The organism is Micromonospora sp. NPDC085948 (assembly GCF_040686315.1).
Taxonomy (GTDB): Bacteria; Actinomycetota; Actinomycetes; order Mycobacteriales; family Micromonosporaceae; genus Micromonospora.
On the sequence record NZ_JBFBJW010000001.1, the window covers coordinates 38,823 to 63,118 of the forward strand.

At 72.2% G+C, this 24,296-nt stretch carries 19 protein-coding genes; 8 read left to right on the forward strand and 11 right to left on the reverse strand.

Features of this window, described 5'->3' with window-relative positions; all coding sequences use genetic code 11:
- Positions 1-3: 3 nt before the first annotated feature.
- Positions 4-540: an HNH endonuclease gene (locus AB0O48_RS00235; RefSeq protein ID WP_030333470.1), complete on the reverse strand. Its 537-nt coding sequence runs from the start codon at positions 538-540 to the stop codon at positions 4-6.
- Positions 541-842: 302 nt separating this feature from the next.
- Between AB0O48_RS00235 and AB0O48_RS00240 the strand changes: the two genes are divergently transcribed.
- The 3 genes from AB0O48_RS00240 (at position 843) to AB0O48_RS00250 (ending at position 4,029) form a co-directional block, all read left to right on the forward strand.
- Positions 843-1,841 (forward strand): mechanosensitive ion channel family protein, encoded by a 999-nt coding sequence (locus AB0O48_RS00240; protein WP_365063207.1) that lies wholly within the window; start codon positions 843-845, stop codon positions 1,839-1,841.
- A gap of 258 nt (positions 1,842-2,099) precedes the next feature.
- Entirely contained in the window at positions 2,100-3,485 is a 1,386-nt protein-coding gene (locus AB0O48_RS00245) for an MFS transporter (RefSeq protein ID WP_357571758.1), read from the forward strand.
- A 115-nt stretch (positions 3,486-3,600) separates the two neighbouring features.
- Positions 3,601-4,029, forward strand: coding sequence for a globin (locus AB0O48_RS00250; protein ID WP_357254620.1), 429 nt, complete (start codon positions 3,601-3,603; stop codon positions 4,027-4,029).
- 19 nt (positions 4,030-4,048) lie between these two features.
- Here AB0O48_RS00250 and AB0O48_RS00255 read toward each other — a convergent pair whose 3' ends face one another.
- The 4 genes from AB0O48_RS00255 to ettA all read right to left on the reverse strand — a co-directional run bounded on the left by AB0O48_RS00255 (position 4,049) and on the right by ettA (position 7,628).
- The gene (locus tag AB0O48_RS00255; RefSeq protein WP_357254622.1) at positions 4,049-4,633 is read right to left on the reverse strand and encodes a YbjN domain-containing protein; all 585 of its coding nucleotides are present in this window, start codon (positions 4,631-4,633) and stop codon (positions 4,049-4,051) included.
- A 131-nt stretch (positions 4,634-4,764) separates the two neighbouring features.
- Positions 4,765-5,496 carry a hypothetical protein gene (locus AB0O48_RS00260; protein WP_357254624.1) on the reverse strand — a complete coding sequence of 244 codons (732 nt, stop codon included), beginning with the start codon at positions 5,494-5,496 and terminating at the stop codon, positions 4,765-4,767.
- Positions 5,493-5,939: a thioesterase family protein gene (locus AB0O48_RS00265; RefSeq protein WP_357254626.1), complete on the reverse strand. Its 447-nt coding sequence runs from the start codon at positions 5,937-5,939 to the stop codon at positions 5,493-5,495. The genes AB0O48_RS00260 and AB0O48_RS00265 overlap by 4 nt, the downstream gene beginning before the upstream one ends.
- Positions 5,940-5,951: 12 nt before the next feature.
- Positions 5,952-7,628, reverse strand: a complete 1,677-nt coding sequence (gene ettA, locus AB0O48_RS00270) for an energy-dependent translational throttle protein EttA (protein ID WP_357254771.1) — start codon at positions 7,626-7,628, stop codon at positions 5,952-5,954.
- 426 nt (positions 7,629-8,054) lie between these two features.
- Between ettA and AB0O48_RS00275 the strand changes: the two genes are divergently transcribed.
- Both AB0O48_RS00275 and otsB read left to right on the forward strand, forming a co-directional pair.
- The gene (locus tag AB0O48_RS00275; protein ID WP_357571759.1) at positions 8,055-9,455 is read left to right on the forward strand and encodes a trehalose-6-phosphate synthase; all 1,401 of its coding nucleotides are present in this window, start codon (positions 8,055-8,057) and stop codon (positions 9,453-9,455) included.
- Positions 9,456-9,496: 41 nt separating this feature from the next.
- Positions 9,497-12,061 carry a trehalose-phosphatase gene (gene otsB / locus AB0O48_RS00280; RefSeq protein ID WP_357571885.1) on the forward strand — a complete coding sequence of 855 codons (2,565 nt, stop codon included), beginning with the start codon at positions 9,497-9,499 and terminating at the stop codon, positions 12,059-12,061.
- Positions 12,062-12,113: 52 nt separating this feature from the next.
- Here the strand turns inward: otsB and AB0O48_RS00285 are convergent, their stop codons facing one another.
- The 4 genes from AB0O48_RS00285 to cobC all read right to left on the reverse strand — a co-directional run bounded on the left by AB0O48_RS00285 (position 12,114) and on the right by cobC (position 17,154).
- Positions 12,114-13,400: a hypothetical protein gene (locus tag AB0O48_RS00285; protein WP_365062186.1), complete on the reverse strand. Its 1,287-nt coding sequence runs from the start codon at positions 13,398-13,400 to the stop codon at positions 12,114-12,116.
- Positions 13,401-13,647: 247 nt separating this feature from the next.
- Positions 13,648-14,943, reverse strand: a complete 1,296-nt coding sequence (gene cobA / locus AB0O48_RS00290; protein ID WP_357571761.1) for a uroporphyrinogen-III C-methyltransferase — start codon at positions 14,941-14,943, stop codon at positions 13,648-13,650.
- Between the two features lie 40 nt (positions 14,944-14,983).
- On the reverse strand, positions 14,984-16,069 hold the full coding sequence (cobT, locus tag AB0O48_RS00295; RefSeq protein WP_357571886.1) for a nicotinate-nucleotide--dimethylbenzimidazole phosphoribosyltransferase: 1,086 nt from the start codon (positions 16,067-16,069) through the stop codon (positions 14,984-14,986).
- Positions 16,069-17,154 (reverse strand): Rv2231c family pyridoxal phosphate-dependent protein CobC, encoded by a 1,086-nt coding sequence (cobC, locus tag AB0O48_RS00300; protein ID WP_357254631.1) that lies wholly within the window; start codon positions 17,152-17,154, stop codon positions 16,069-16,071. Before cobC ends, cobT begins: the two co-directional genes overlap by 1 nt.
- A 109-nt stretch (positions 17,155-17,263) precedes the next feature.
- Between cobC and AB0O48_RS00305 the strand changes: the two genes are divergently transcribed.
- On the forward strand, positions 17,264-19,393 hold the full coding sequence (locus tag AB0O48_RS00305) for a transglycosylase domain-containing protein (RefSeq protein ID WP_357254633.1): 2,130 nt from the start codon (positions 17,264-17,266) through the stop codon (positions 19,391-19,393).
- Between the two features lie 33 nt (positions 19,394-19,426).
- On the opposite strand, the gene AB0O48_RS00310 is transcribed toward AB0O48_RS00305, so the two are convergent.
- Positions 19,427-20,830 carry a cobyrinate a,c-diamide synthase gene (locus tag AB0O48_RS00310; protein ID WP_357254634.1) on the reverse strand — a complete coding sequence of 468 codons (1,404 nt, stop codon included), beginning with the start codon at positions 20,828-20,830 and terminating at the stop codon, positions 19,427-19,429.
- Between the two features lie 171 nt (positions 20,831-21,001).
- Between AB0O48_RS00310 and AB0O48_RS00315 the strand changes: the two genes are divergently transcribed.
- Complete coding sequence (locus AB0O48_RS00315; protein ID WP_357254636.1) at positions 21,002-21,823, forward strand: SURF1 family protein; 822 nt, start codon at positions 21,002-21,004, stop codon at positions 21,821-21,823.
- A 123-nt stretch (positions 21,824-21,946) separates the two neighbouring features.
- Positions 21,947-22,627, forward strand: a complete 681-nt coding sequence (locus AB0O48_RS00320; RefSeq protein ID WP_357254638.1) for a hypothetical protein — start codon at positions 21,947-21,949, stop codon at positions 22,625-22,627.
- Positions 22,628-22,637: 10 nt separating this feature from the next.
- Here the strand turns inward: AB0O48_RS00320 and AB0O48_RS00325 are convergent, their stop codons facing one another.
- The gene (locus tag AB0O48_RS00325) at positions 22,638-24,230 is read right to left on the reverse strand and encodes an ATP-dependent DNA ligase (protein WP_365063212.1); all 1,593 of its coding nucleotides are present in this window, start codon (positions 24,228-24,230) and stop codon (positions 22,638-22,640) included.
- Positions 24,231-24,296: the final 66 nt, after the last annotated feature.

The window sequence follows — 24,296 nt, forward strand, 5'->3', positions numbered from 1 at the left end:
GAGTCAGGCGGCGGCTTCCGGCTCCCGCAGGTCCAGCCAGTCGGCCCAGCGGGGGTCGGGGGCGCGATGCCCGAGCACCCGCCAGGCGGTGCCCTTCGGTGCCGCGGGCAGCGCATGCAACCGCCACCCCATCTCCGCCGGCGTCTTGTCGCCCTTGGTGTGGTTGCACCGGGCACACGCGGCGACCACGTTCTCCCAGGCGTGCCGGCCACCCCGGCTGCGGGGAAAGACATGGTCGATGGTCTCGGCCGGACCCCGACAGTAGGCGCACCGCCACCCGTCCCGGGCGAAGATCGCCCGCCGGGACAACCCGACGTGCGTCCGGTACGGCACGCGGACGAAGCGGGTCAGCCGGACCACGGACGGCACCGGGAGCGCGTCGCGGGCGCTGTGCAGGATGCCATCGCCGTCGGCGACGCAGACGGCCTTGGCGGAGAGAACGAGGATCGCGGCACGGCGCACCGACACGACACACAGCGGCTCGTAGGTGGCGTTGAGGACCAACGCGCCGGAGCCCACCGTGGGTCGTATGTCAGGCATCGCGATCACCCTCCCGGTTCAGCGGCTGCTGCGTACCGCCGTCGACCGAGGTCCGGGCATGACCACCCACACGGTCGACGCCGGCCGATCACCGACGTCCGTTGCGCCAATAGTCCCTGATCGGACCCCGGATTGCACGTACTAATCCGGGGCCGGGTACGAAGCTCTCTCCCGCACCTGTCACGATGGCCGGTTCGCCCCGATCCGGCCCTGCCCTCGGCGGCAGGTCACCCGGCCGGTGGGTCGGCGGTGGCCGCGCGGGCTCCTTGCGGTACGAAGACAGGGTGAGTGCCGCAAGCGTGATGCCCCTTGCCCTGTCCACCGCCGGGTCGGTGAACTGCCAGGGCAGTTCCTCCTGCCAATTCCTGTACGAGCTGACCAGGTCGGCCTGGTTCGCCGAGGGCAGTTACTGGATCCTGCTCAAGCCGCTGCGGGTGCTGCTGATCCTGGCGCTGGCGATGGTGGCCCGCTGGGCGGTGCACCGCACGATCAACCGGTTGGTCCGTACGACGACCGACGGCGCGGTGCCGACGATGCTGCGGCCGCTGCGCGAGCGGGTGCCCAGCGCGGCGGTCGACCCGACCGAGTTCGTACCCGAGCGGCGACGGCAGCGGGCCGAGGCGATCGGCTCGGTGTTGCGCAGCCTGACCACCGCGTTCGTCTTCGGCATCGCGCTGCTGATGATCCTGCGTGAGTTCAGCTTCGACCTGGCGCCGCTGCTGGCCAGCGCGGGGATCGCCGGCGTGGCGCTGGGCTTCGGCGCGCAGAGCCTGGTCAAAGACCTGATCGCCGGCCTGTTCATGCTGATCGAGGATCAGTACGGCGTGGGCGACAACGTCGACCTGGGCGAGGCGATGGGCGTGGTCGAGGCGGTCGGGCTCCGGGTGACCACTGTGCGCGACGGTCGCGGCGTGCTCTGGTACATCCGCAACGGCGAGATCATCCGGGTGGGCAACAAGAGCCAGGGCTGGGCGCTCGTGGTGGTGGACCTGCCGATCGGGTTCAACAGCACCGAGGAGGCCACCGCCGTCCTGCGGACCGCGGCCGCCTCGGTGGCGGTGGACCCGGAGCTGTCACCGGAGATCGTCGAGGCGCCGGAGGTGTTGGGTGTCGAGCAGGTGACGGTGGACGGTGCGGTCATCCGGACGGTGGTGAAGACGACAGCGGACGGGCAGTTCGCGGTGGGCCGGGAGCTGCGTCGGCGGCTGGCGGAGGCGCTGGAGAACTCGGGCATCACCGCGCAGATCGCGGCGGCCCGCATCTTTCCCGGGCTGCCCCCCCCGCCCACTGCCCGACGGTGAAACAGGCCAGGGTGGTGCCACCTGACCCACCCGCCATTGTCCTCGAATTCAGGGGTCGCGAGCCGCCCGGCCCCTCAGGTATCGTCCGTTCGTTCAGTCGGGGAAGCGACGAACGATCCGTTCGACCTAGATAGTTGTCAGACGATCGGGCAGAATCCGGAGCACGCGTTCCCGCCAAAGCGTGATCACAACCTCGCTGATCCGTGATCTGACGAGCGCCTCCGGCCGGGCTGCCACGAGCGGCCGACCCGGAGGCCGATGGAGGCGACGGTGCCCGACGAGCGACCTTCCGCGGAAGGCCCAGCCACTTTTCGCGAAGTGTTCGCCCAGCACGAGTTCCGCGCCGTGTTCATGGCAAGCGCTCTCTCCTGGGTCGGCGATTACGTAGCGAAGGCCGCCGTCACCCTGCTCGTCTATCAGAAGACCGACTCGGTAGGGCTCTCCGCGGCTGCCTTCGCGGTCAGTTTCCTGCCCTGGCTGCTCGGTGGTCCGGTGCTCGCCGCACTGGCGGAGCGGTACCCGTACCGGCGGGTGATGGTGGCGTGTGACCTCATCCGGATGGCGTTGATGCTGCTCATCGCCATCCCGCAACTGCCGTACCAGGCGGTGCTGGTACTCATCTTCGCCGCGACGCTGGCCAACCCACCGAGCCAGGCGGCGAAGTCCGCGCTGATGCCGCAGATGCTCGCCGGGGACCGGCTGGTGCTGGGGCTGTCGCTGAACGCCAGCGTGGGCCAGGCGGCGCAGATCGTCGGGTACGTGATCGGCTCCGCCGCCGCGGCCTCGGTCAACCCGCAGGTCGCGTTGCTGTTCAACGCGGCCACGTTCGGCGCCTCGGCGCTGCTGGTCCGCCTCGGCGTGCGAGACCGATCGGCGGTGCCGAACCCGGCGCAGCGCAGCCACCTGCTACAGGAGACCCGCCAGGGCTTCACCATCGTGTTCGGCACACCGGTGCTGCGGGCGATCGCGCTGCTGGTGTTCAGCGCGATGCTCTTCTCGATCCTCCCCGAGGGGCTGGCCGTCGGCTGGGCCAACGAGGAGGGCGGTGGCGACCTGAACGCGAGCACGGCCCAAGCGGTGATCATGGTGGCCAGCCCGGTCGGTTTCATCCTCGGCGGGTTGCTGGTGAGCCGCCTCTTCGGGCCGGCACGCCGGCTGAAGCTGATGCGGCCGCTCGCGGTGCTCGCCCCACTGGCGTTGGTGCCGACGTTGTTCGATCCGCCCGCGCTGACGGTGGCTCTGCTCGCCGCTCTCTGCGGTTTCGCGGTCGCCGGCATGCTGCCGATGGCCAACGGGCTCTTCGTCCAGGCACTGCCCAACGGCTTCCGGGCCCGCGCCTTCGGAGTGATGGCGACCGGCGTCCAGGTCATCCAGGGCTTCGCCGTGCTGGTCACCGGTTTGATCGCGGACCGCTTCGACAACATCCCCCTTGTGGTGGGGCTGTGGAGCACGGCCGGCGTGGTGCTGATGGCGGTGGCCGCGCTGCGCTGGCCGGATCGGCAGGCGTTCAGCGACGCGATCACGGCAGCCACGGCGGCCAACGCCGAGCCGCCCGACCCGGACGACCCCGCCACCGGCGACACGGCGGCCGGCCCTGCCGAGCCGCGTGCCGGCGACGGCCACCGCCGGCACGCGGTCACCTGACCCGTCCCGCCCGCCCGGACCCGGAGCGGGCCGGACGCGGGGCATCGGCCCGGCGTGATCCGACGCACGGTGCGCGGGTCCGTCCGGCACTCGGTGCACCTGGCAGGATGGAACGGTGAACCCCGCAGGTGAATCCGAGCGTCCCGGTGCTTCGACGACCCTCTTCGAAGCGGTCGGCGGCGAGCCCACCTTCCGCAAGCTGGTCGACGAGTTCTATGCCGGCATCGCCAACGATCCGCTGCTGCGGCCCATGTACCCGGAGGGGGACCTGGGGCCGGCCGCGGATCGGATGACCCTGTTCCTGATGCAGTACTGGGGTGGACCGAACACGTACTCCGCCCAGCGTGGTCACCCGCGGCTGCGGATGCGGCACGCGCCGTTCCGGATCGGCGCGGCCGAACGGGACGCCTGGCTACGGAACATGCGCCGGGCCGTGGACCGGCTCGACCTCGAACCGGAGATCGCCACCACGCTCTGGGACTACCTGGAGCGGGCCGCGTACTTCATGGTCAACGCCGAGGAGGACCCGGCCGTCGGCGGCTGACCGCCGGGCCGAGGCAGCGTCAGAGCAGCGCGCCCTCGTCGTGGAGCCAGTCCACGAAGCTGGTGGCGACCGCCGCGCCGCAGTCGAGCATCTCGACCAGCAGCGCGTCGTGGGTCCCAGCGCCGAGCGGCACCTGAAGCTCGGCGTAGATCGGCAGCTGCCCGCGCTCCGTCGGGTCGCCGATGTACGCCTTGCAGAACCGACGGGTGTGGTTCCACTCGTTGACCACCCGATAGGCCCGGTCGGCCCAGTCCGGCGGGACCGTGGCGTGCGGGCGTGCCCGCATGACCAGGATCTCGTCCTCTGGCCCTTCGAGGGTCACCAGCACGGCGTGCCGCTCCCACATGGCCAGCAGGTTGCCGTCGCCGTCGGCCAGGTAGCGCACGTCGAGCAGGTCGAGTGCGTCGCAGACGCGGCGCAGACTCACCGGCTCGACGGTGGCCAGCATCTCCGTCAGCACTGGCCGCTCGCTGGCCGGGCAGTCGTCTCCCGGTTGGCGAGGATTGGGCGGTCCGACCCGGACCGCGCTCTCCACTGTGATCCCGCTTCGGGTTTCCGGATCGCCGCCGTCGGCGGGACCGGGGCGCCATGACCACCACGGCATCGCTCGCGCACCTCACTCCCCAGCGGATCCAGTCGCCTACGGTGCGTTGGATCCGAGGATGGACGGTACCCGGACAGCCGAGTTGAAGCACCCCCCCAACGACCGCCCCGGCCCAGAAGAATGAGCAGGGGTCATCCGTTCGGAGGAGCACCGAGGGGTTTCACCGCAAGATCCGTGGCCGTCTGCAACCATGCCGCTCCGTATGGTCCCGCCAGACCAACCCACCGTCCCGCCACCCGGACCTGAACGGCCGCCTCGTCGTGGCCCGTGGCCGGACCGTCGGCGGCACCGAGGAAGCCCATCCGGACCACCCCCTGCACCAGGCGCTGCGACACCTCGACCGGCGCGGCGGGCGGCCCGTCCGGCGTGACCAGCACCGCCACGTGGTCGAGCAGCGCGTCCCGCAGCGCCCGCTGGCCCACCGCGCGGCCGGCCACGCCCTGCTCGCTCGCCGTGCGCAGCGTGCCCGCCGCGGCGTCCGCGATCCGCCGCAGCTCGGCGACGGGCAGCGCCTCCACCGTCCGGCTGCGCGCCGGGGGCAGCGGCCACCGCCACTGCGCGTCCCGGCGGACCGGCCGGGACGTACCACCGCGTTCCAGCTCGGCGAGCAGCTCCGCGCCAGCCACCGTGACGTCCTCGACGCTGCCGTCGGCCGGCTCAGCAGCCACCGTCCGGACCACCAGAACCTGCCACGGCAGACGGGCCCAGAGGGCGACCCGACCGGGCACACCGGCCGGCCGCAACCGGACCGGCGCGGCCCGATCCAGCCGCACCAGCCGGGCCAGGAAGGCACCCGCGTCGGCCACCCCGGCCACACCGTGTGTCGGGGTGGCCGCCGCCCGGCCCGTGCCCGACCCGTTCACACCAGGCCGCCCTGCGGTGCGTAGGTGAGCAGGAAGTCCCGCTCCTCGGTGGTGATCCGGCGGGGCACCTGGCGGGTCAGGTCGAACGGCACCAGCACCGAGCGCGCCCGGCTGGCCAGCACCTCACCGTCGTACAGCTCGTAGGCGACGGTGAACCGGGAGGCCCGGATCTCCTCCACCCACAGCTCGATGCGGACGGTGGGCGCGGCCTCCGCGGTGGCCCGACCCAGCGAGTAGTCGACCGGGCGCAGGTAGTCGACCTCGTGCCGACGGATCACCACCCCGTCGGCGAACGAGCCAACCCCCCAGGCCCGGCCGCCGGCGAACATCAACGCCACCCGCGCCTCCTCGTACAGGGTGAGGAAGCGCGAGTTGTTGATGTGGCCGTACGCGTCCAGGTCGGACCAGCGCAGCGTGCAGTGGTAGACGAACCGGTCAGACACCTTCTCGGCCGGTCAGTCGCGGGTCAGCTTGCGGTAGGTCACCCGGTGTGGCCGGGCAGCCTCCGCGCCGAGGCGGTCGATCTTGTTCTTCTCGTACGCCTCGAAGTTGCCCTCGAACCAGAACCACCGCGACGGGTCCTGGTCGTCGCCCTCCCAGGCCAGGATGTGCGTGGCCACCCGGTCCAGGAACATCCGGTCGTGCGAGATGACCACGGCGCAGCCGGGGAACTCCAACAGCGCGTTCTCCAGGCTGGACAGCGTCTCCACGTCCAGGTCGTTCGTCGGCTCGTCGAGCAGGATGACGTTGCCGCCGATCTTCAGGGTCAGCGCCAGGTTGAGCCGGTTGCGCTCACCGCCGGAGAGCACCTTCGTCGGCTTCTGCTGGTCCGGTCCCTTGAAGCCGAACGCGGCGATGTACGCCCGCGACGGCATCTCGACCTTGCCCACCATCAGGTAGTCCAGCCCGTCGGAGACGACCTCCCAGACGGTCTTGTCACCGTTGAGGCCCTCGCGGTTCTGGTCGACGTACGACAGCGAGACGGTGGGGCCGACCCGGACCTGGCCGCCGGTCGGCTCCTCCAGCCCGACGATGGTCTTGAACAGCGTGGTCTTGCCGACGCCGTTGGGGCCGATGATGCCGACGATGCCGTTGCGCGGCAGCGAGAACGACAGGTTGTCGATCAACAGCCGGTCGCCGAAGCCCTTGCTGAGGTCGACCGCCTCGATCACCGTGCTGCCCAGACGCGGGCCCGGCGGGATCTGGATCTCCTCGAAGTCCAGCTTGCGGGTCTTCTCCGCCTCGTTGGCCATCTCGTCGTACCGGTCCAGGCGGGCCTTGGACTTGGTCTGCCGGGCCTTGGCGTTGGAGCGGACCCACTCCAGCTCCTCGGTGAGGCGCTTCTTCATCTTGGCGTCGCGGCGACCCTCGACGGCCAGCCGGGCGGCCTTCTTCTCCAGGTAGGTGGAGTAGTTGCCCTCGTAGCCGATGGCCCGGCCACGGTCCAGCTCCAGGATCCAGCCGGCCACGTTGTCGAGGAAGTACCGGTCGTGGGTGATCGCCATGACGGTGCCGGCGTACTTGGCCAGGTGCTGCTCCAGCCAGGAGACGCTCTCCGCGTCCAGGTGGTTGGTGGGCTCGTCGAGCAGCAGCAGGTCGGGCGCCTCCAGCAGCAGCTTGCAGAGCGCGACCCGGCGGCGCTCACCACCGGAGAGCTGGGTCACGTCGGCGTCCGGCGGCGGGCAGCGCAGGGCGTCCATGGCCAGTTCGAGCTTGGAGTCGATGTCCCAGGCGTCGAGGTGGTCCAGCTCCTCCTGGAGCTTGCCCATCTCCTCCATCAGCTCGTCGGAGTAGTCGGTCGCCATCTGCTCGGCGATCTTGTTGAATCGCTCCAGCTTGGCCTTGGTCTCGGCAACCGCCTCCTCGACGTTGCCGAGCACGGTCTTGGCGTCGTTGAGTGGAGGCTCCTGGGCGAGCATGCCGACGGTGTAGCCGGGCATGAGCCGGGCCTCGCCGTTGCTCGGCTTGTCCAGTCCTGCCATGATCTTGAGGAGGCTGGACTTACCGGCGCCGTTCGGACCGAGGACACCGATCTTGGCTCCCGGCAGGAAGCTCAACGTCACGTTGTCGAGCACGACCTTGTCGCCGTGCGCCTTGCGGGCCTTTTCCAGGACGTAGATGTACTGGGCCACGGTGCGGGCTACCTCCGTCGGTTGCTGTCGCTGATCGGCGGCGCGGCGCGGGCCGAGAGATCCGCCCGCCGCCGCCGGCCGGGAGCCGGCCACGCGCACGCCATCGTCAATCCTGACAGGTACGCCGCGCTTCGCCCACATCACCCCGCCCCAGGAGTACGCCGAGAGCCCCGCCAGCCCATGATCCACTCGACTTTATGAAAATCGGGCCGTCCCCCGCGCCTGGATACCCCGAATTCACGAAACCGGAGTCGATCACCCCCCGCCGATCATCGACCTCTGATCGACGGGCTGTCGACAAGATCACCCTGGGGATTTCGGCGCGTACGGGGCGGGTAGGAGACTCCGGCACGGGGCACAAGTAGCCGCAGCTACGCTCAGTACGCTCATCGCGGTGGACCCGTCAGTACCCGGAGGTGGCCGATCGTGACCGTCCGTAGCTCCTTTGTCGTAGTGGCGAACCGTCTGCCGGTCGACGAGGTGAGCACTCCCGAGGGCCGACAGTGGCGACGCAGCCCTGGCGGGCTGGTCACCGCGCTGCACCCCGTGCTCGCCGAACACCAGGGCACCTGGGTCGGCTGGGCCGGTGGCACCGGTGCCGCCCCCGAACCGTTCGACCTGGAGGGGATCCGGCTGCACCCGGTCCCGCTCAGCGCCGAGGAGCTGGAGCGCTACTACGAGGGCCAGTCCAACGCGACGATCTGGCCGCTCTACCACGACGCGGTCGAGACACCGGCCTACAAGCGCCGCTGGCGGGAGGCGTACCGCCTGGTCAACGCCCGGTTCGCGGAGGCCGCCGCGGAGGTGGCGGCCGAGGGCGCGACGGTCTGGGTGCAGGACTACCAGCTTCAGTTGGTCCCGGCGATGCTCCGTGAGCTGCGCCCGGACCTGCGGATCGGGTTCTTCCTGCACATCCCGTTCCCGCCGATCGAGCTGTTCATGCAGATGCCGTTCCGCACCGAGATCCTGCGCGGCCTGCTCGGCGCCGACCTGGTCGGCTTCCAGCAGCGGCTGGCCGCGCAGAACTTCGTCCGGCTGGCCCGGCACCTGCTCGGGCTGCGCTACGAGGGGCAGATGATCCAGGTCGACGGTCGGCAGGTGAAGGCGGGTGCCTTCCCCATCTCGATCGACACCCAGGAGATGGAGCGGATGGCCGCCGACCCGGCGATCCAGGCTCGGGCCAAGCAGATCCGCGCCGAGTTGGGCGATCCGAAGACGATAATCCTGGGCGTGGACCGGCTGGATTACACCAAGGGCATCGAGTTGCGACTCAAGGCCTTCCGCGAGCTACTTGCTGACGGAAAGTTGACAGTTCCCGACGCGGTTATGGTGCAGGTGGCCACGCCCAGCCGCGAGCGCGTCGAGCACTACCAGGCACTTCGGGTCAAGGTCGAGCGCGAGGTTGGCCGGATTAATGGTGAATTCGGCCGAGTCGGCGTGCCGGCCGTGCATTACCTGCATCAGTCGTACAGTCGCAGTGAACTCGCCGCGATGTACGTTGCCGCCGACGTGATGATGGTGACACCGCTACGCGACGGCATGAACCTGGTGGCCAAGGAGTACGTGGCGTCGCGCGCCGACCAGGGTGGCGCGCTCGTGCTCAGTGAGTTCGCCGGCGCCGCAACGGAGCTGCGTCAGGCATTCCTGTGTAACCCGCACGACCCGGACGCGGTCAAGGACGCCCTGCTCCGGGCAGTGCACGTGGAGAAAACCGAGGCACGCCGCCGGATGCGGACAATGCAACGTCACCTGCGTACCCACGACGTGGGCCACTGGGCCAAGTCTTTCCTCTCCGAGCTCGGAGTTCCCGAGGCGGAGGCCGAGTGAACACGACCGTCAACGATGGAGCGGCCACGGCCACCGGGGTGATGGACCCCGAGCTGCGCTCCGCCATCGGCCGGATCGCCCGGGTCCCCCAACTCCTGGTCGCCTGCGACTACGACGGCACACTGGCGCCGATCGTGGAGGACCCCAGCACCGCCGTACCACTGCCCGAGTCGGTGGCCGCGGTCCGCGCGCTCGCCGCGCTGCCGCAGACGACCGTGGCGGTCGTCTCCGGCCGGGCGCTGCGCGACCTGGCCGCGCTGTCCCGGCTGCCCAGCGAGGTGCACCTCGTCGGCAGCCACGGCTCCGAGTTCGACATCGGCTTCGTCGAGCGGCTCTCCCCCGAGCTGGTCGCGGTGCGCCAGCAGGTACGCAACGCGCTGCGCGACATCGCCTCCGCGCACCCGGGCATCCGGCTGGAGCGCAAGCCGGCAAGCGTCGCCGTGCACACCCGGGGGGTCGACCCGGAGGTCGCCGCCGCCGCCATCGAGGCGGTCCGCAACGGCCCGGCGACCTTCGACGGCGTCACCGTGACCCAGGGCAAGGAGGTCATCGAGCTCTCCGTCGTGGCCACCCACAAGGGCACCGCACTCGACCAACTGCGGACCCAGCTCGCCTCCAGCGCGGTGCTGTTCATCGGCGACGACATCACCGACGAGAACGCGTTCGGCCACCTGCACGGTCCGGACCTCGGCATCAAGATCGGCTCCGGGGACACCAAGGCCAGCTACCGGGTCGCCGACCCGCTGGAGGCCGCCCGCGCGCTGGCGCTGCTGCTGGAGACCCGTCGACACTGGCTGTTCGGCGAGCGGGCCGTGCCGATCGAGCGGCACTCCATGCTGGCCAACGGTCGTACCGTCGCTCTGCTCACCCCCGAAGCCAAGGTCAGCTGGCTCTGCCACCCCAAGCCGGACTCGGCGGCGATCTTCGCCGACCTGGTCGGTGGCAGCCCGGCCGGTCACTTCAGCGTCGCCCCGGAACGCGGCGGCATCCCGCTGGGTCAGCGCTACCGCTCCGGCACGATGACCGTGGAGACCCGCTGGTCCGGGCTCACCGTCACCGACTGGCTGGACAAGCCGGCCCGGGAGACCACTCCGAACGACAGCCCCGCGGTCATCACCGGCGACTCGACCCTGATCCGGGTGCTCACCGGCAGTGGCAAGGCCCGGGTGGAGTTCGCGCCGAGGCCGGAGTTCGGTCAGGTCGCCGTGCAGTTGCAGCCGCTCGGCGACGGCCTGCTGGTGCTCGGCTCCAACGAACCTGTCGCGCTCTACGCCCCCGGCGTGGAGTGGGAGGTCGGCAACGACGGCGGGTACGAGACCGCCAAGGCGATCGTCGACCTCTCCGCCGCCGGTGGGCAGGTCGTGCTGGAGTTGCGCTTCGGCACGCACAGCCTGGAACACCACCGGGTGCCGATCCACGAGCGGCAGGCTGCGGCCGAGCAGCCGTGGAAGGACTGGGTGGCCTCACTTCGGCTGCCGTCCACCGCCCGTGACCTGGTCGCGCGCAGCGCCCTCACCCTGCGCGGGCTCTGCCACGAGGCCACCGGCTCGATCCTGGCCGCGGCGACCACCTCGCTCCCCGAGGAGCTGGGCGGCGTCCGCAACTGGGACTACCGCTACTGCTGGCTGCGCGACGCCGCGCTGACCGCCCGCGCACTCGTCGACCTGGGCTCCGTCGAGGAGGCCGAGGCGCTGCTGCGCTGGGTGGACGGCTGCATCGAGCGCACCGGCGGCCACCCGGAGCGACTGCACCCGCTCTACACCATCGACGGGTACGAGCTGGGTGCCGAAGCGGTCATCGACACGCTGCCCGGGTACGCCGGCTCCCGGCCGGTCCGGGTCGGCAACCTCGCCAACCACCAGCTCCAACTCGACGTCTTCGGCCCGATCGCCGACCTGATCGCGGCCGTCGCCGACGCTCGCGGCTCGGTCCGCGAGGACGAGTGGCGGGTCCTGGAGAACATGGTCGAGGCGGTCCGTCGCCGTTGGCACGAGCCCGACCACGGCATCTGGGAGGCGCGGCTGCCACCACGGCACCACGTGTTCTCCAAGGTGATGTGCTGGATGACCGTCGACCGGGCGCTGCACGTGATGCGCGAGCACGGCGGCGAGGACCGGCCGGAGTGGAAGGACCTGCGCGACCGGATCGGCGCCAACGTCCTGGAGCAGGGTTGGCACTCCGACGTCGAGGCGTACAGCGTCGCGTACGGGGACGAGGACATGGACGCCTCGTCGCTCTGGATCGGGCTCTCCGGCCTGCTCCCGGGTGACGACCCGCGCTTCCTGTCCACCGTCCTGCGCATCGAGGCGGACCTGCGCAGCGGCCCGGTCGTCTACCGCTACCACTGGGACGACGGCCTGCCCGGCCGGGAGGGCGGCTTCCACATCTGCACGGCGTGGCTGATCGAGGCGTACCTGCGCACCGGCCGCCGCACCGACGCCGAGGAGCTGTTCGCACAGATGGTGCTCACCGCCGGCCCGACCGGGCTGCTCCCGGAGCAGTACGACCCGCTCGCCGAGCGTGGGCTGGGCAACCACCCGCAGGCGTACAGCCACCTCGGACTGATCCGCTGTGCCCTGCTGCTGGACAACATGCTCAAGCAGTAGTTCGACCGCACGCACGACGACGGGGCCGGAGCGCATGCTCCGGCCCCGTCGGTCACTGCGGGTACGGCAGGGCCGGTTGCCACCCGTACAGGCGGACGCCGAGGTCGGTGGGCACCGTCCAGTGCGCGTACGGCAGCACCGCGCTGCTGCCCGTGTGAATCAGGCACAGCAGTGGGGCGTCGCCGGTGTGGTCGAGCGCGAGCTTCGGTTTACGAGCCGCGCCGACGCCACCGAGGCCGAACAGGACAACCGGATCCCGCACCGGCAGCCCCAGTGCCTGCCGGCCGTCACGCCACCCTCGGTACGCCGCGTCCAGCCGCCACGGCGCGAGGTCGGCGAGACCGCGGTAGAGGTTCGCCACCCAGGTCGGGGTGAGTTCGGCGTCGGAGAGCCGGTACGGCACCCCGGCCAGCAACGAGTCGAGCTCCGGATCGGTCTCCACCCCGGCCGTGGTCAGCGCCTCGGGCAACGCGCCACGACGGACCGCCGCGACCGCGGGGGCGGCCTGCTCGACCCGATCGACCTGCCAGCGAAGCCCCACCGGGGTGGTCGCCTGTCGGCGGTCCCACAGCCAGCGGGCGCTGTCCCAGCGGTGCCGCTGGTTGGCCGGGATCAGCTCGTCGACGCCGACGACCAACTCCTCGCCCTCGACCCGTGCGGTGAGCCACCGACCCCGCAGGTGCGGCCGCTGCTCGCCGTAACCGGCCAGTGCGACCACCGCGGACCGCAGGTAGGCACCTGTGTTCCCGCGCGGGAAGTGCCAGCACAACGCGGACCTGTCGAGGGCGTCGAGGTCGGCGGCGGCCTCGTCCGACACCACACCGATCCGGACCTGCGGCGATGCCGCACCGGCTTGGCGGTTGTCGAACTGTCGACGGTCCCGGCGCTGCCGCGTCTCGGCCGGCTCGACCGACGGGCTGACCGAGTACGCCGCCTTCCTCCCGGCCCACCGCAGCACCTCCGCCCCGGCCGCCTGCGGGTCGCCGAAGAGCCGGAAGGCCAGCAGCTCGTGCTCGTCGGACCCGTCGTCCTCGGTCACCTGCAGCTCGTACACCAGGTCTCCGGGCGAGTCCAGGTCGTAGCCGGTGTGCGGGTCCCGGCCGAACTCGTTGCCGACGAGCGAGTCGCCCGGCTGTTGGCGGTAGCCACGGACCACCGTGACCAGGACGGCCCAGGAGCCGTCGGCGGCCGCGCACCGCAGCGTCCGGACCGGAGCAGCGCGCCATCGTGAGGGGAGGTCCTCGAAGGTGGTGGTCAGGCCCGGACCCGCGCACCGCAGCGCGACGGAGTTGAGCAGGTCCGTACGCCACGTCTCGTGCGGGTCCTTCACGGTGAGCATGAGCGACATTGTGTCCACCGCCACCGACAGCCCCGCCCCCGCGTCGGATCAACCAACAGCGACAACGGTCAGGGCCGCGCCGACCGCCAGATCGACCACCGCAGAACACCTTTGCTCTGCTTCAGTCCACGCACCAGAGTTGGCTTCGAAGTGTTGCGCGGGTTGAAGCAGAGCAAAGGGCGCAGAGGGACCACATGGTCCTCTGCCGTGGCACCTCACCCAGGCCCAACCCACCGTGTGCGCCTCCTCAGGCGTCGAGGGCCCCCACCACATCACCCAGCACGACGACGGCCGGCGGCCGCACATCGGCGGCGAGCGCGTCGGTGGCCACCTCGCCGAGCGTGGATCGCAGCACCCGCTGGGCACCCGTCGTGCCTTCCTGCACCACGGCGGCCGGCGTCTGCGGCAGTCGACCGTGGGCGATCAGGGTCTCGCTGATGGCCGCCAGGTTCTTCAGCCCCATCAGGATCACCAGGGTGCCGCGCAGCCCGGCCAGGGCGTCCCAGCGCACCAGCGAGGCCGGTGAGTCGGGCGCCACGTGCCCGGAGACCACTGTGAACTCGTGCGCCACCCCTCGATGGGTCACCGGAATCCCGGCCGCGGAGGGAGCGGCGATCGAGCTGGTCACCCCGGGCACCACGGTCACCGGCACGCCGGCGGCCGCGCAGGCCAGCAACTCCTCGCCGCCGCGCCCGAAGACGTACGGGTCACCGCCCTTGAGCCGCACCACGATCGCACCAGCCAGCGCGCGGTCGACCAGGATCTGGTTGATCTCCTCCTGGGCCCGGGACGGTCCGTAGGGGATCTTCGAGGCGTCCACCAGCTCGACGTCCGGGCGCAACTCGTCGAGGAGCAGCCCGGGCACCAACCGGTCGGCGACCACCACGTCGGCCTCGGTGAGCAGTCGCCAACCCTTCACGGTGATCAGCTCCGGGTCCCCCGGCCCCGCCCCGACCAGCGCCACCCGCCCGACTGGCCGCCCGTCGGCCGCTCCGGCGGCACCGGCTGCACCGGCCGCACGGGTCGCACCGGTCGCAGCGCTCGCACCGTCGGGCCGGCTCTGCGTCGGAGCGATTCCGTCCGGTGCCAGGCGGACGGCGAGGAGGTCGCGGATGGCGTCGCGGACGGTCATCGCCCGGCGCGGGTCACCGCCGCCGAGCACCGCCACGGTGACCGGGCCGTGCCGGGTCACCGCCGGGGTCCAGGCGGTGGCGGCCGTCCGGTCGTCAGCCCGGACGCAGAAGATCCGCCGCTCGGCGGCGACGGCGCTCACCGAGGCCGCCGCCATCGGGTCGTCGATCGCCACCTGGACCAGCCAGGCGCCGTCCAGGTCCTCGGGCAGGAACCGGCGCGGCACCCAGTGCAGCCGCCCCGCGTCGACGCGGGCGCGCAACGCCGGGGTCAGCTCCGGGGCCACCAGCAGGACGTCCGCACCGGCGTCCAGCAGCGCGGGCACCCGCCGGGTGGCGACCGCGCCGCCACCCACCACGACCACCCGCCGCCCGTCGAGCCGCAAACCAAGGGGGTACGGATTGGAGGTCACGCCGCACCTCCGAGGCGGACGGCTCGCTCGCTGCGCGTTGTCACTTCTCCGCCACCCCGGCGGAGTCGAAGGTGGCCACCTCGTGCAGCACCCGAACCGCGCCGGTGACCACCGGCAGCGCCAGCAACGCGCCGGTGCCCTCACCGAGGCGCAACCCCAGGTCGATCAGCGGGTCGAGGCCGAGGTGCCGCAGCGCCGCGGTCGCACCCGGCTCGGCCGAGCGGTGCCCGGCGACCATGGCGCAGACCGCGTCCGGGGCGAACGCGGCGGCAGCCAGTGCGGCCGAGACCGCGATCACGCCGTCCAGCAGCACCGGCGTACGGCGGGCGGCGGCACCCAGGATCAGCCCGGCCAGCGCGGCGTGCTCCAGGCCACCGACGGCGGCCAGCACACCCAGCGGGTCGGCCGGGTCGGGCGCGTGCCGGGCCAGCGCGGCGCGCACCACGGCAACCTTGTGCGCGTAGGTCGGGTCGTCGATGCCGGTGCCCCGCCCGGTGGCGTCGAGCGGGTCGGCGCCGGTGAACGCGGCGATCAGCGTGGCGGCCGGGGTGGTGTTGCCGATGCCCATGTCGCCGGTGAGCAGGATGTCGGCTCCGGCGTCGATCAGCTCGTCGGCGATCCGGATGCCGGTCCGCACCGCCGCCAGCGCCTCGTCCCGGGTGAGTGCGGCGGTCACCGTGAAATCGCGGGTGCCCCGGCGGACCGACGCGACAACCAGCCGAGGCACCGCCGGGTCGAGCACGGAAGCGTCGGCGGGCGGTCCGGCGGGCAGCGGGGTGGCCACCCCGACGTCGACCACGGTGACCGACGCGCCGGCCTGCCGGGCGAACGCGTTGACCACCGCCCCGCCGGCCAGGAAGTTGCCGATCATCTGGCCGGTGACCTCCTGCGGCCAGGGGCTCACCCCCTGGGCGTGCACTCCGTGGTCGCCCGCGAAGATCGCTACCGCGGCCCGCTCGGGCAGCGGTGGCGGGCAGGCCCCGGCCAGGCCGGCGAGGCGTACCGACAGCTCTTCCAGGGCGCCCAGCGAGCCCGCCGGCTTGGTCAGCCGGCCGTGCAGCTCGCGGGCGGCGGCCATGGCCGCGTCGTCCGCCGGGCGGATCGCCGCGATCGTGGTTTCCAGCATCATGCCTCCATGGTCTCGCGCAGCACGTCGACGAACGCGTCGCTGGTGTTCCGGTCCCGTACCGCCACCCGCAGCCAGTCTGGGCCGAGGCCGGGGAAGGTGTCGCCCCGGCGCACCGCCCAGCCGCGCTCACGAAGGGCGGCCCGGATCGCTGTCGCGCCCGGCAGGTGCAGCAGGACGAACGCGCTGGCCGGGCGGCCGACGACGCGTACACCGGGCAGGTCGGCGAGGCGGGCGACCAGGTGGTCGCGGTCGGCGGCGAGATCGGCGGCGATCGCGCGCTCGGCCTGAACCGCGACGTCGGTGGCGCAGGCCGCGGCGGCGGCCAGCGCGGGGGTGGAGACGGCCCAGAGCGGCTGGACGGCGGCCAGCCGGGCCAGCAGGTCCGGTGCCCCGAGCAGGTAGCCGATCCGGAGGCCGGCCAGGCCCCACGTCTTGGTGAGGCTACGCAGGACGAGTAGGCCGGGCAGGTCCCGCCGCTCGGCCAGCGACTCCGGTTCGCCGGGGTGCCCGGGGGCGGTGGTGGTGTCGGCGAACGCCTCGTCGACCACCAGCACCCGGCCGGGGCGGGCCAGCGCGGCCACCGTCCGCGCGGGGTGCAGCACCGACGTCGGGTTCGTGGGGTTGCCGATCATCACCAGGTCGGCGTCGGCGGGCACCCGGGACGGGTCGAGCCGGAAGTCGTCGGCGGCGTCCAGCAGCACCCGCTCGACCGGGTGTCCGGCGGCCCGCAGCGCCGCCTCCGGCTCGGTGAACTGGGGGTGCACCACCACCGGCCGGCGCACCCCGCGCAACGCCTGGGCGATCAGCACGAAGCCCTCGGCGGCGCCGGCGGTGAGCAGCACCTCGTTCGGGTGACGGCGGTGTCGGGCCGCGACCGCCGCCCGGGCCGGCAGCGGATCCGGATAGTGGGCCAACTCGGTCAGGGTCGCGGCGATCGGCCCGGCCAACCAGGCGGGAGCCGGTGCCTGCCGGACGTTGACGGCGAGGTCGATCAGCCCGTCGCCGACCTCCGCGTCGCCGTGGTGCGCGAGGTCCGGCTCGACCCCGGCGGTGGCGGCCACCCCGCTCGGCTGATCAGACATGCCCGCGATCCTGCCGGGAAGGTGGCCGGTGGGACAGTAAGCCGCGTCACCACTCGCCGGTTTAAGAGTTCTTCTCAGGTACGAATCGGAAATGTCATAACTTGGCCATGTGAGTAACCGACCCCTTGCTGCCGCTGGTCGACTCGTTCCTCTTCTCCGCGCCGGACTGATCGCCGGAATCGTGATCGCCGCCGCCGCGTACCCACTCGTCGCCCTCACCGGGCTCGGCGCGAAGGCCACCGCGCACGCCGTGGAGCAGAAGACCAGAGTGCTGACCACCGCCCTGCCCGCCGAGACCTCCTACGTCTACGCCCCGGACGGCAAGACCGTGCTGACCATGTTCTACGAGGAGTACCGGCAGTACACCAAGCTGTCGGACATGTCGCCGAACATCCAGCAGGCGATCATCGCCGCCGAGGACTCGCGCTTCTACCAGCACCACGGTGTCGACCCGAAGGGCGTGGCCCGCGCCTTCGTGTCCAATGCGCGCTCCGGCGGCTCCCAGGGTGCGTCGACCCTGACCATGCAGTACGTCCGGATGGCACTGCGGGACAGCGCGACCACGCCCAAGGAGGTCCAGGAAGCCACCCAGCAGACCAGCCTGCGCAAGGTCAAGGAAATGCGGATGGCGATGGACCTGGAGAAGGAGCTGAGCAAGGAACAGATCATGGAGCGCTACCTCAACTCGGCGTACTTCGGGCACCGGGCGTACGGCATCTACGCGGCCAGCGAGATCTTCTTCTCCAAGACCCCGAAGGACCTCACCCCGGTGGAGGCCGCCACCCTCGCCGGGCTGGTCAAGTCCCCGTCCGAGTACGACCCGGCCGACTCCGACCAGAAGGAGGCCACCGGGCGGCGGGACTACGTGCTGGACCGGATGAGCCAGCTCGGTTACCTCTCCCCCGACTCGGCCGCCGCCGCGAAGGCCGAGCCGATCCGGCTGAAGCTGACCACCCCGCCGCACGACTGCGCGGCGGTGGCGGAGAAGTACAACAGCTGGGGCTTCGCCTGCGACTACCTGAAGAACTGGTGGAGCGCGCAGCCCGCCTTCGGCGCCAACCCGCTGGAACGAATGGACAAGTTGCGCCGGGGCGGCTACCGGATCGTGCTCAGCCTCGACCCGAAGGTCCAGGCGGCGGCGGAGAAGAACGTCGGCAGCAAGGAGGCCACCGGTAGCCCGTTCGCCAACGGGATCGTGGTGTCCGAGCCAGGCACCGGCCGGGTGAAGGCGATGGCGGTGAACCGGACGTACTCGCTGGATCTCAGCGAGAACCCGCAGAGTTCCAACCCCGAGGCCGGGCCGAAGGTGAAGGCCAACTACCCGAACACGGTGGCGCCGCTGCTGGGCGGCGGTGACCTGGCGGGCTACCAGGCCGGGTCGACGTTCAAGATGTTCCCGATGCTGGCCGCGCTGGACTCGGGGATGACGCTCTCCACCTCGTTCAACGCCCCGCACCGCTACCGGTCGCCCGTCTACGACGGCTGGGCGCCCTCCAACGCCAGCGGCGCCATGACCGGCCAGCAGACCATGTGGTCCGGCTTCGGCAAATCGGTGAACACGTACTTCGTGTGGCTGGAGGAGAAGGTCGGCGCGGACCGGGCGGTCCGGTTGGCCGAGCAGCTCGGGCTGCGGTGGCGCACCGACGTCGACCGGGACCACGCGTCCCCGGAGAAGGCGAAGAAGTGGGGCGCGTTCACCCTGGGCGTCTCCGACGCCACCCCGCTGGAGATGGCGAACGCCTACGCCGCCATCGCCGCCGACGGCCGCTACTGCGAGGCGATCCCGGTTCAGGCGATCATGAACCGGGACGGCACACCCGCCACCTACGCCACGCCGGGTGGCCTCCACCGGGAGGTGGCCAAGCCACGCTGCCGGCAGGTGGTGAGTGCGGACGCCGCCCGGGCGGCCACCGACGCCGCCCGCTGCCCGACCGGAGACACCCCGGCGCGCGGTAGCTGCGGCGGCTGGTCCACCGCCGACAGCGTGCGAGGCACGGTCGGACGCCCGGTGGCCGGCAAGACCGGTACGACCGACAGCACCCGGTCCGCCTGGTTCGTCGGCTACACCCCGGAGCTGGCCGCGGCGAGCTTCATCTCCGACCCGGACAATCCGTTCAACGCCGTGGGTGACGGGCAGTCCCAGATCCCGATCAAGGCGGTCTCGGAAACCCTCCGCGACGGCCTGAAGGGCACACCGACCCGCCAGTTCACCCCACCGTCGGACGCGATCGTCGGCTGACCCGACGGCGGCGGCGCACCGCCACCCGAGGAGTCAAGCCGGCACCCCGCCGGACTCCACGGGCACCACCTCGGCCGTCGGGTCGGCCGCCGCGGCGGCGACCAACCGGGCGGCCGTGGCCGGATGACCGGCCCAGTGCAGGGTGAGCTGCGAGGCGTGCACGTTGCGCCAGACGAAGCCCTCCGGCGTGCCGCCCTCCCAGCTCCACGCCGGGCGCTGACCAGCACGGGGGGTGAGCACCGCCCGGTGCGCCTTGTGGCCGACAAGCACCGTGCCGTGGGCGGCGACCACGCTGTCGGTCTGGGCGGTCGCCTCCCGGTAGCCGGCCACCAGGCCGTCCCGACTGACACCGACCGCGTCGAGGACCCCACACATCGGCAGCCCGTCCAGCTCGCGGGCCAGCCAGAGCAGTCCGGCGCCCTCGGCGATCACCGGACGGCCGGTCCGCGCCAACTCGGCCACCGCGATGCAGAGCCGCCGGTTGGCCGACAACTGCTCGGCGTACGCCTCGGGCAACGCGCCGCCGACGACAAGCGCGCGGGTGCCGACCGGCAGCGCCTCGTCGCGCAGCGGGTCGACGACGACGACCTCCGCGCCGGCAGCCCGCAGCAGTTCGGTGGTCTCCGGGTGGCTGAAGCTGCCGCCCGGCCCACCGGCAACCGCCACCAGCGGCCGGTTCGCCGGGGGCGGGAACGCCCCGAGGGCCTCCTCGGGAGACCAGGCCGGTGCCGGCAGCGGCGGGGCCGAGCGGGCCAGCCCGAGAAGCCGTTCCAGATCCACCGTGGCGGCGACGGCCTCGCCCAGCCGGCTGACCGCACGGACGGCGTCGGCCGACCCGTCGACCACCGGCGCCACCCCGTGCCGCCGCGACGGCAGCACCGCCGGCAGGTCCTGGCGACGCAGCGCGCCGTAGACCGGCACCCCCACGTCGTCCAGCGCCTCGCGCAGCATTCCCTCGTGCCGCGACGACGCCACCCGGTTGAGGATCACCCCACCGAGCCACAACTGCTCGTCGTACGAACGGAAACCGTGCACCAGGGCCGCCACCGACTGACCCATCGCGGCCACATCGACAACGAGCACCACCGGGCTGCGCAGCGCGGCTGCCGCGGCGGCGGTGGACTCCTGTTCGGGGCGGCCACCGACCGAGTCGTACAGCCCCATGCTGCCCTGCACCACGGCGAGCCCGGCACCGGCCGCGCCGTGCGCCACCAGCGGTGCGAGCCGGTCGGTGCCGACCAGCCGGGGATCGATCACCCGACCTGGCCGACCGGCGGCCAGACCGAGGTACGCGGCGTCGACGTGGTCCGGCCCGAGCTTGAACCCGGCGACGTCGACCCCACGCTCAGCCAGGGCGGCGAGCAGCCCGATCGCCAGCGCGTTCTTACCGTGCCCGGAGGACGGCGCGCTGAGCACCAGGCGCGGCACGACGGTCATCATCGACTCCTCGCGAGCGGCGGCGGGTACGCGACGGGGACGACCGCGGCCGATCCGTCGGCGTGACGATACCCGCCCCGTTGTCGAGGCGAGCACCGCCAACCGGGGCCGGCGGCGCGGTCGCGGCCCGGTCCAGGTCAGTGGTGCCGGTCATACGGGTAGCCTCGTGCTGTGTACCGGTTCCTGCTGAGCCCACGCTGGCTGGGCGCTCTCGCGCTGACCCTGGTCGCCGCCGCCGTGATGGTGTTCCTCGGCAACTGGCAGCTGGACCGCTACCGGGGGCGTACCGAGGTCAACGAGCGGATCGACGCGGGTCAGCGGATGACCCCGACGCCGCTGTCCGTCGCCCTGCGTGCCCCCACCGGCGGCGCGGGGACGGTCGGCCCCGCGCCGGCCGAGGACAGGGTCTGGAGCCGGGTCACCGTCACCGGCCGTTACGACCCGACGAACACCGTGCTGGTCCGTGGCCGGACGGTGGACAGCCGGGTCGGCTTCGAGGTGCTCACCCCACTGGTGCTCGCGGACGGCACGGCGCTGCTCGTGGATCGGGGTTGGATCCCGCCGGCGCCGGGTGGGGCGACCGCCCAGCCGTCGGTACCCGCCGTGCCGACCGGCGATGTGACGGTGGTCGGTCGGGTGCACGAGACCGAGAGCGGCGCCGGCGCGGTGGCGCGGCGCGACGGGCGACTGGAGATCCGCCGGATCGGTGTGTCACGACTCGCTGGCGAGCTGCCCTACCCCGTCTACGGCGCGTACCTGCTGCTCGACGAGCAGACCCCGGCGGCCGATCCGGTGTTCAAGGCGGTGCCCGTCGGGCACGCCAACAACTGGCAGAACTTCGGCTACGTCGTGCAGTGGTGGCTCTTCGCGGTGATGTCCCTGTTCGGCTACGGCTGGGTGGCGCGCCGGGAGGCCCGCCGCGCCGCCGGGATCGGTGTCACCGCGGCCCCGGTGGACCGCGCCGCCGAGCCGACGCCGAGCGCGACCGCCTGACCGAGGCCCGAGGTCGGCGCGTCGGCGTCGGCGTCGGCGTCCCAAACAGACACTCGGGGGCATGCGGGACGACAGGGCAGCCGGTAGCCTGCGCCACGTGACGATCCCGTGTTGGAGGTCTCGGTGAGTTCGGATCCCACGGCCGCGCAGCCGGAGCCGGTGACCCAACCGCAACCGCCGATCGATCCGTGGACCGCCGCGTCGTCGACCGAGCCGCTGCCGACCACCCCGCCGACGACACCCTTCCCGAGCGTGCCGCCGCAGGCCACACCGCCGTTTTCGGCGCCGCCGTATCCGGCGCAGCCGTCATCGTTCTCGTCGCCGCCCGCGACGCCGTTCTCCGGCCCGCCCGCGCAGCACGCGACGCCGCCCGGCGGGGCGTGGCCGGCGGCCGGGCCGTACCCTCCGTCGCCGGTGTCGGCGCACCCGGCGGCGCTCGCGTTCGGCGGGCCGGAGGTGGTCGCGGTGCAGATCGCCGAGATCGCGGTCTGCCCGCCGGTCATCCGCACGCCCACCGGAGTGCTGCCGTTGGCCGGTGCCACCTGGCACGTGGCCGACTACTGGCAGCGCGAGGAGAAGGTGGCGACCTGGGCGCTGGTCTGCGCCATCGTCGGGTTCTTCTGCCTGTTCGTCTTGAGTCTGCTGTTCCTGCTGGTCAAGGAGACCCGGCACCACGGCACGGTGCAGGTGACGGTCACCAACGGCCCGCAGCAGTACGTGGCCCGGATTCCGGTCGCCGATCAGGCTCAGGTGGCGCACATCAACAACCAGGTGAACTACGCGAGGTCGTTGTCCGGAAGGTGACCCGGGCCGGTCAGCCGACGGGACGGCCGGTGTGGATGGCGCGGACCGCGTCGATGGTGTCCGCCTCGGCGGCGGACTTGTCGTCGCGGTACCGCACGACCCGGGCGAACCGCAGCGCCATCCCCCCGGGATAGCGCGAGCTGGTCTGCACCCCGTCGAAGGCGATCTCCACCACCTGCTCGGGGCGGACCCGCACCACCCAGTCGCCGCGCTCCACGGCGAGGTCGAGGAAACGCTCGGTCTGCCAGCGCAGCAACTCGTCGGTGAGCCCCTTGAACGTCTTGCCGAGCATGACGAAGCCACCCGTCTGCGGGTCGCGCGCACCCAGATGCAGGTTGGACAGCCAGCCCTTGCGCCGCCCGCTGCCCCACTCGACGGCGAGCACCACCAGGTCGAGGGTGTGCCGGGGCTTGACCTTGACCCAGGCGGCACCGCGCCGGCCGGCGTCGTAGGGGGCATCCGGCGCCTTGACCACCACGCCCTCCTGCCCGGCGTCGAGCGCGGCGGCGAACGCGGCGGCGGCCTGCTCCGGGCCGTCGACCTCCATCCGCCCGACCAGCAGCGACGAATCCACCGCACCGGCGAGGGCGGCCCACCGTTCGCGGCCGGGCAGGTCGATCAGATCTTGACCGTCGAGGTGCAGCAGGTCGAAGAAGTACGGAGTGAGCACCGTCGCGCCCGTGCTGGCGGCGGCCGCGAGCACCGCCGGGGCGACAGGTGTGCGCCCGGTGGTGCTCGGGGTGGTGCGGCGGGCGGCCCGGCTCGATGTCTGCTGGAACGGCAGTGGTCGCCCGGTCTCGTCGAGACCGATCGCCTCCCCGTCGAGCACCAACTCCCGCCCCGGCAGGGACCGGACCGCGGCGACCACCTCGGGCACCCGGGCGGTGATCTCGTCGAGGCTGCGGGTGAAGACGGCGATGTCCGCGCCGGAGCGGTGCACCTGGATGCGGATGCCGTCGAGCTTCACGTCGACCACCGCCGGCGTGCCCGTCGCGGCGAGCGCCTGGTCGACCGAGGGGGCGCTCTGCGCGAGCATCGGCGCCAACGGTCGGCCGACCCGCAGGCCGAAGCCGGCCAGCTCGGCAGCTCCTCCGGCCAGCGCGGCCACCGCCACGGCGCGCAGGTCACCGGCGAGCAGCAGCGCCCGACGGACCGCGGCCACCGGCACGTCGGCGGCCCGCGCCACCGCGTCGGCGAGAAGACCGGCCTGGGCGCCCTGCCGCAGCTCGCCACTGAACAGACCGGTGAGCAGACGCTGCTCGTCGGCCGTCGCCGCCGCGTAGAGGGCACCGAGCAGCGCCCGACGCCGAGTCTGTGAACCGGTGCCGTGCACCGCGGCGATCTGCGCGATGGCCGCGTCGACGGCGGCCACGGTCAGCGTCGGCTCGGCGGCCGGTGGCGGCAGGTCACGAAGGCTCGCATAGCCCACCCCGGTCTGCCGTTGGCGCAGCTCACCCGCGAGGTAGCCGGCACCGGGCTCGACCTCGGCCGGGTCGAGCCGGCGCAACGCGTCAGCGAGCAGCTCCACCTTGGCCCGTCGGCCGCTGGTGGCGCCGACGGCCGCGGACGTCGCTGCCAGATCGAGGAACCGCACGCCGCCCATCCTGCCAGTCACCTCCGACACCGCCCGGGCATTGCCGTGCCCGGGCGGTGTCGGCGGGGTGCCGCC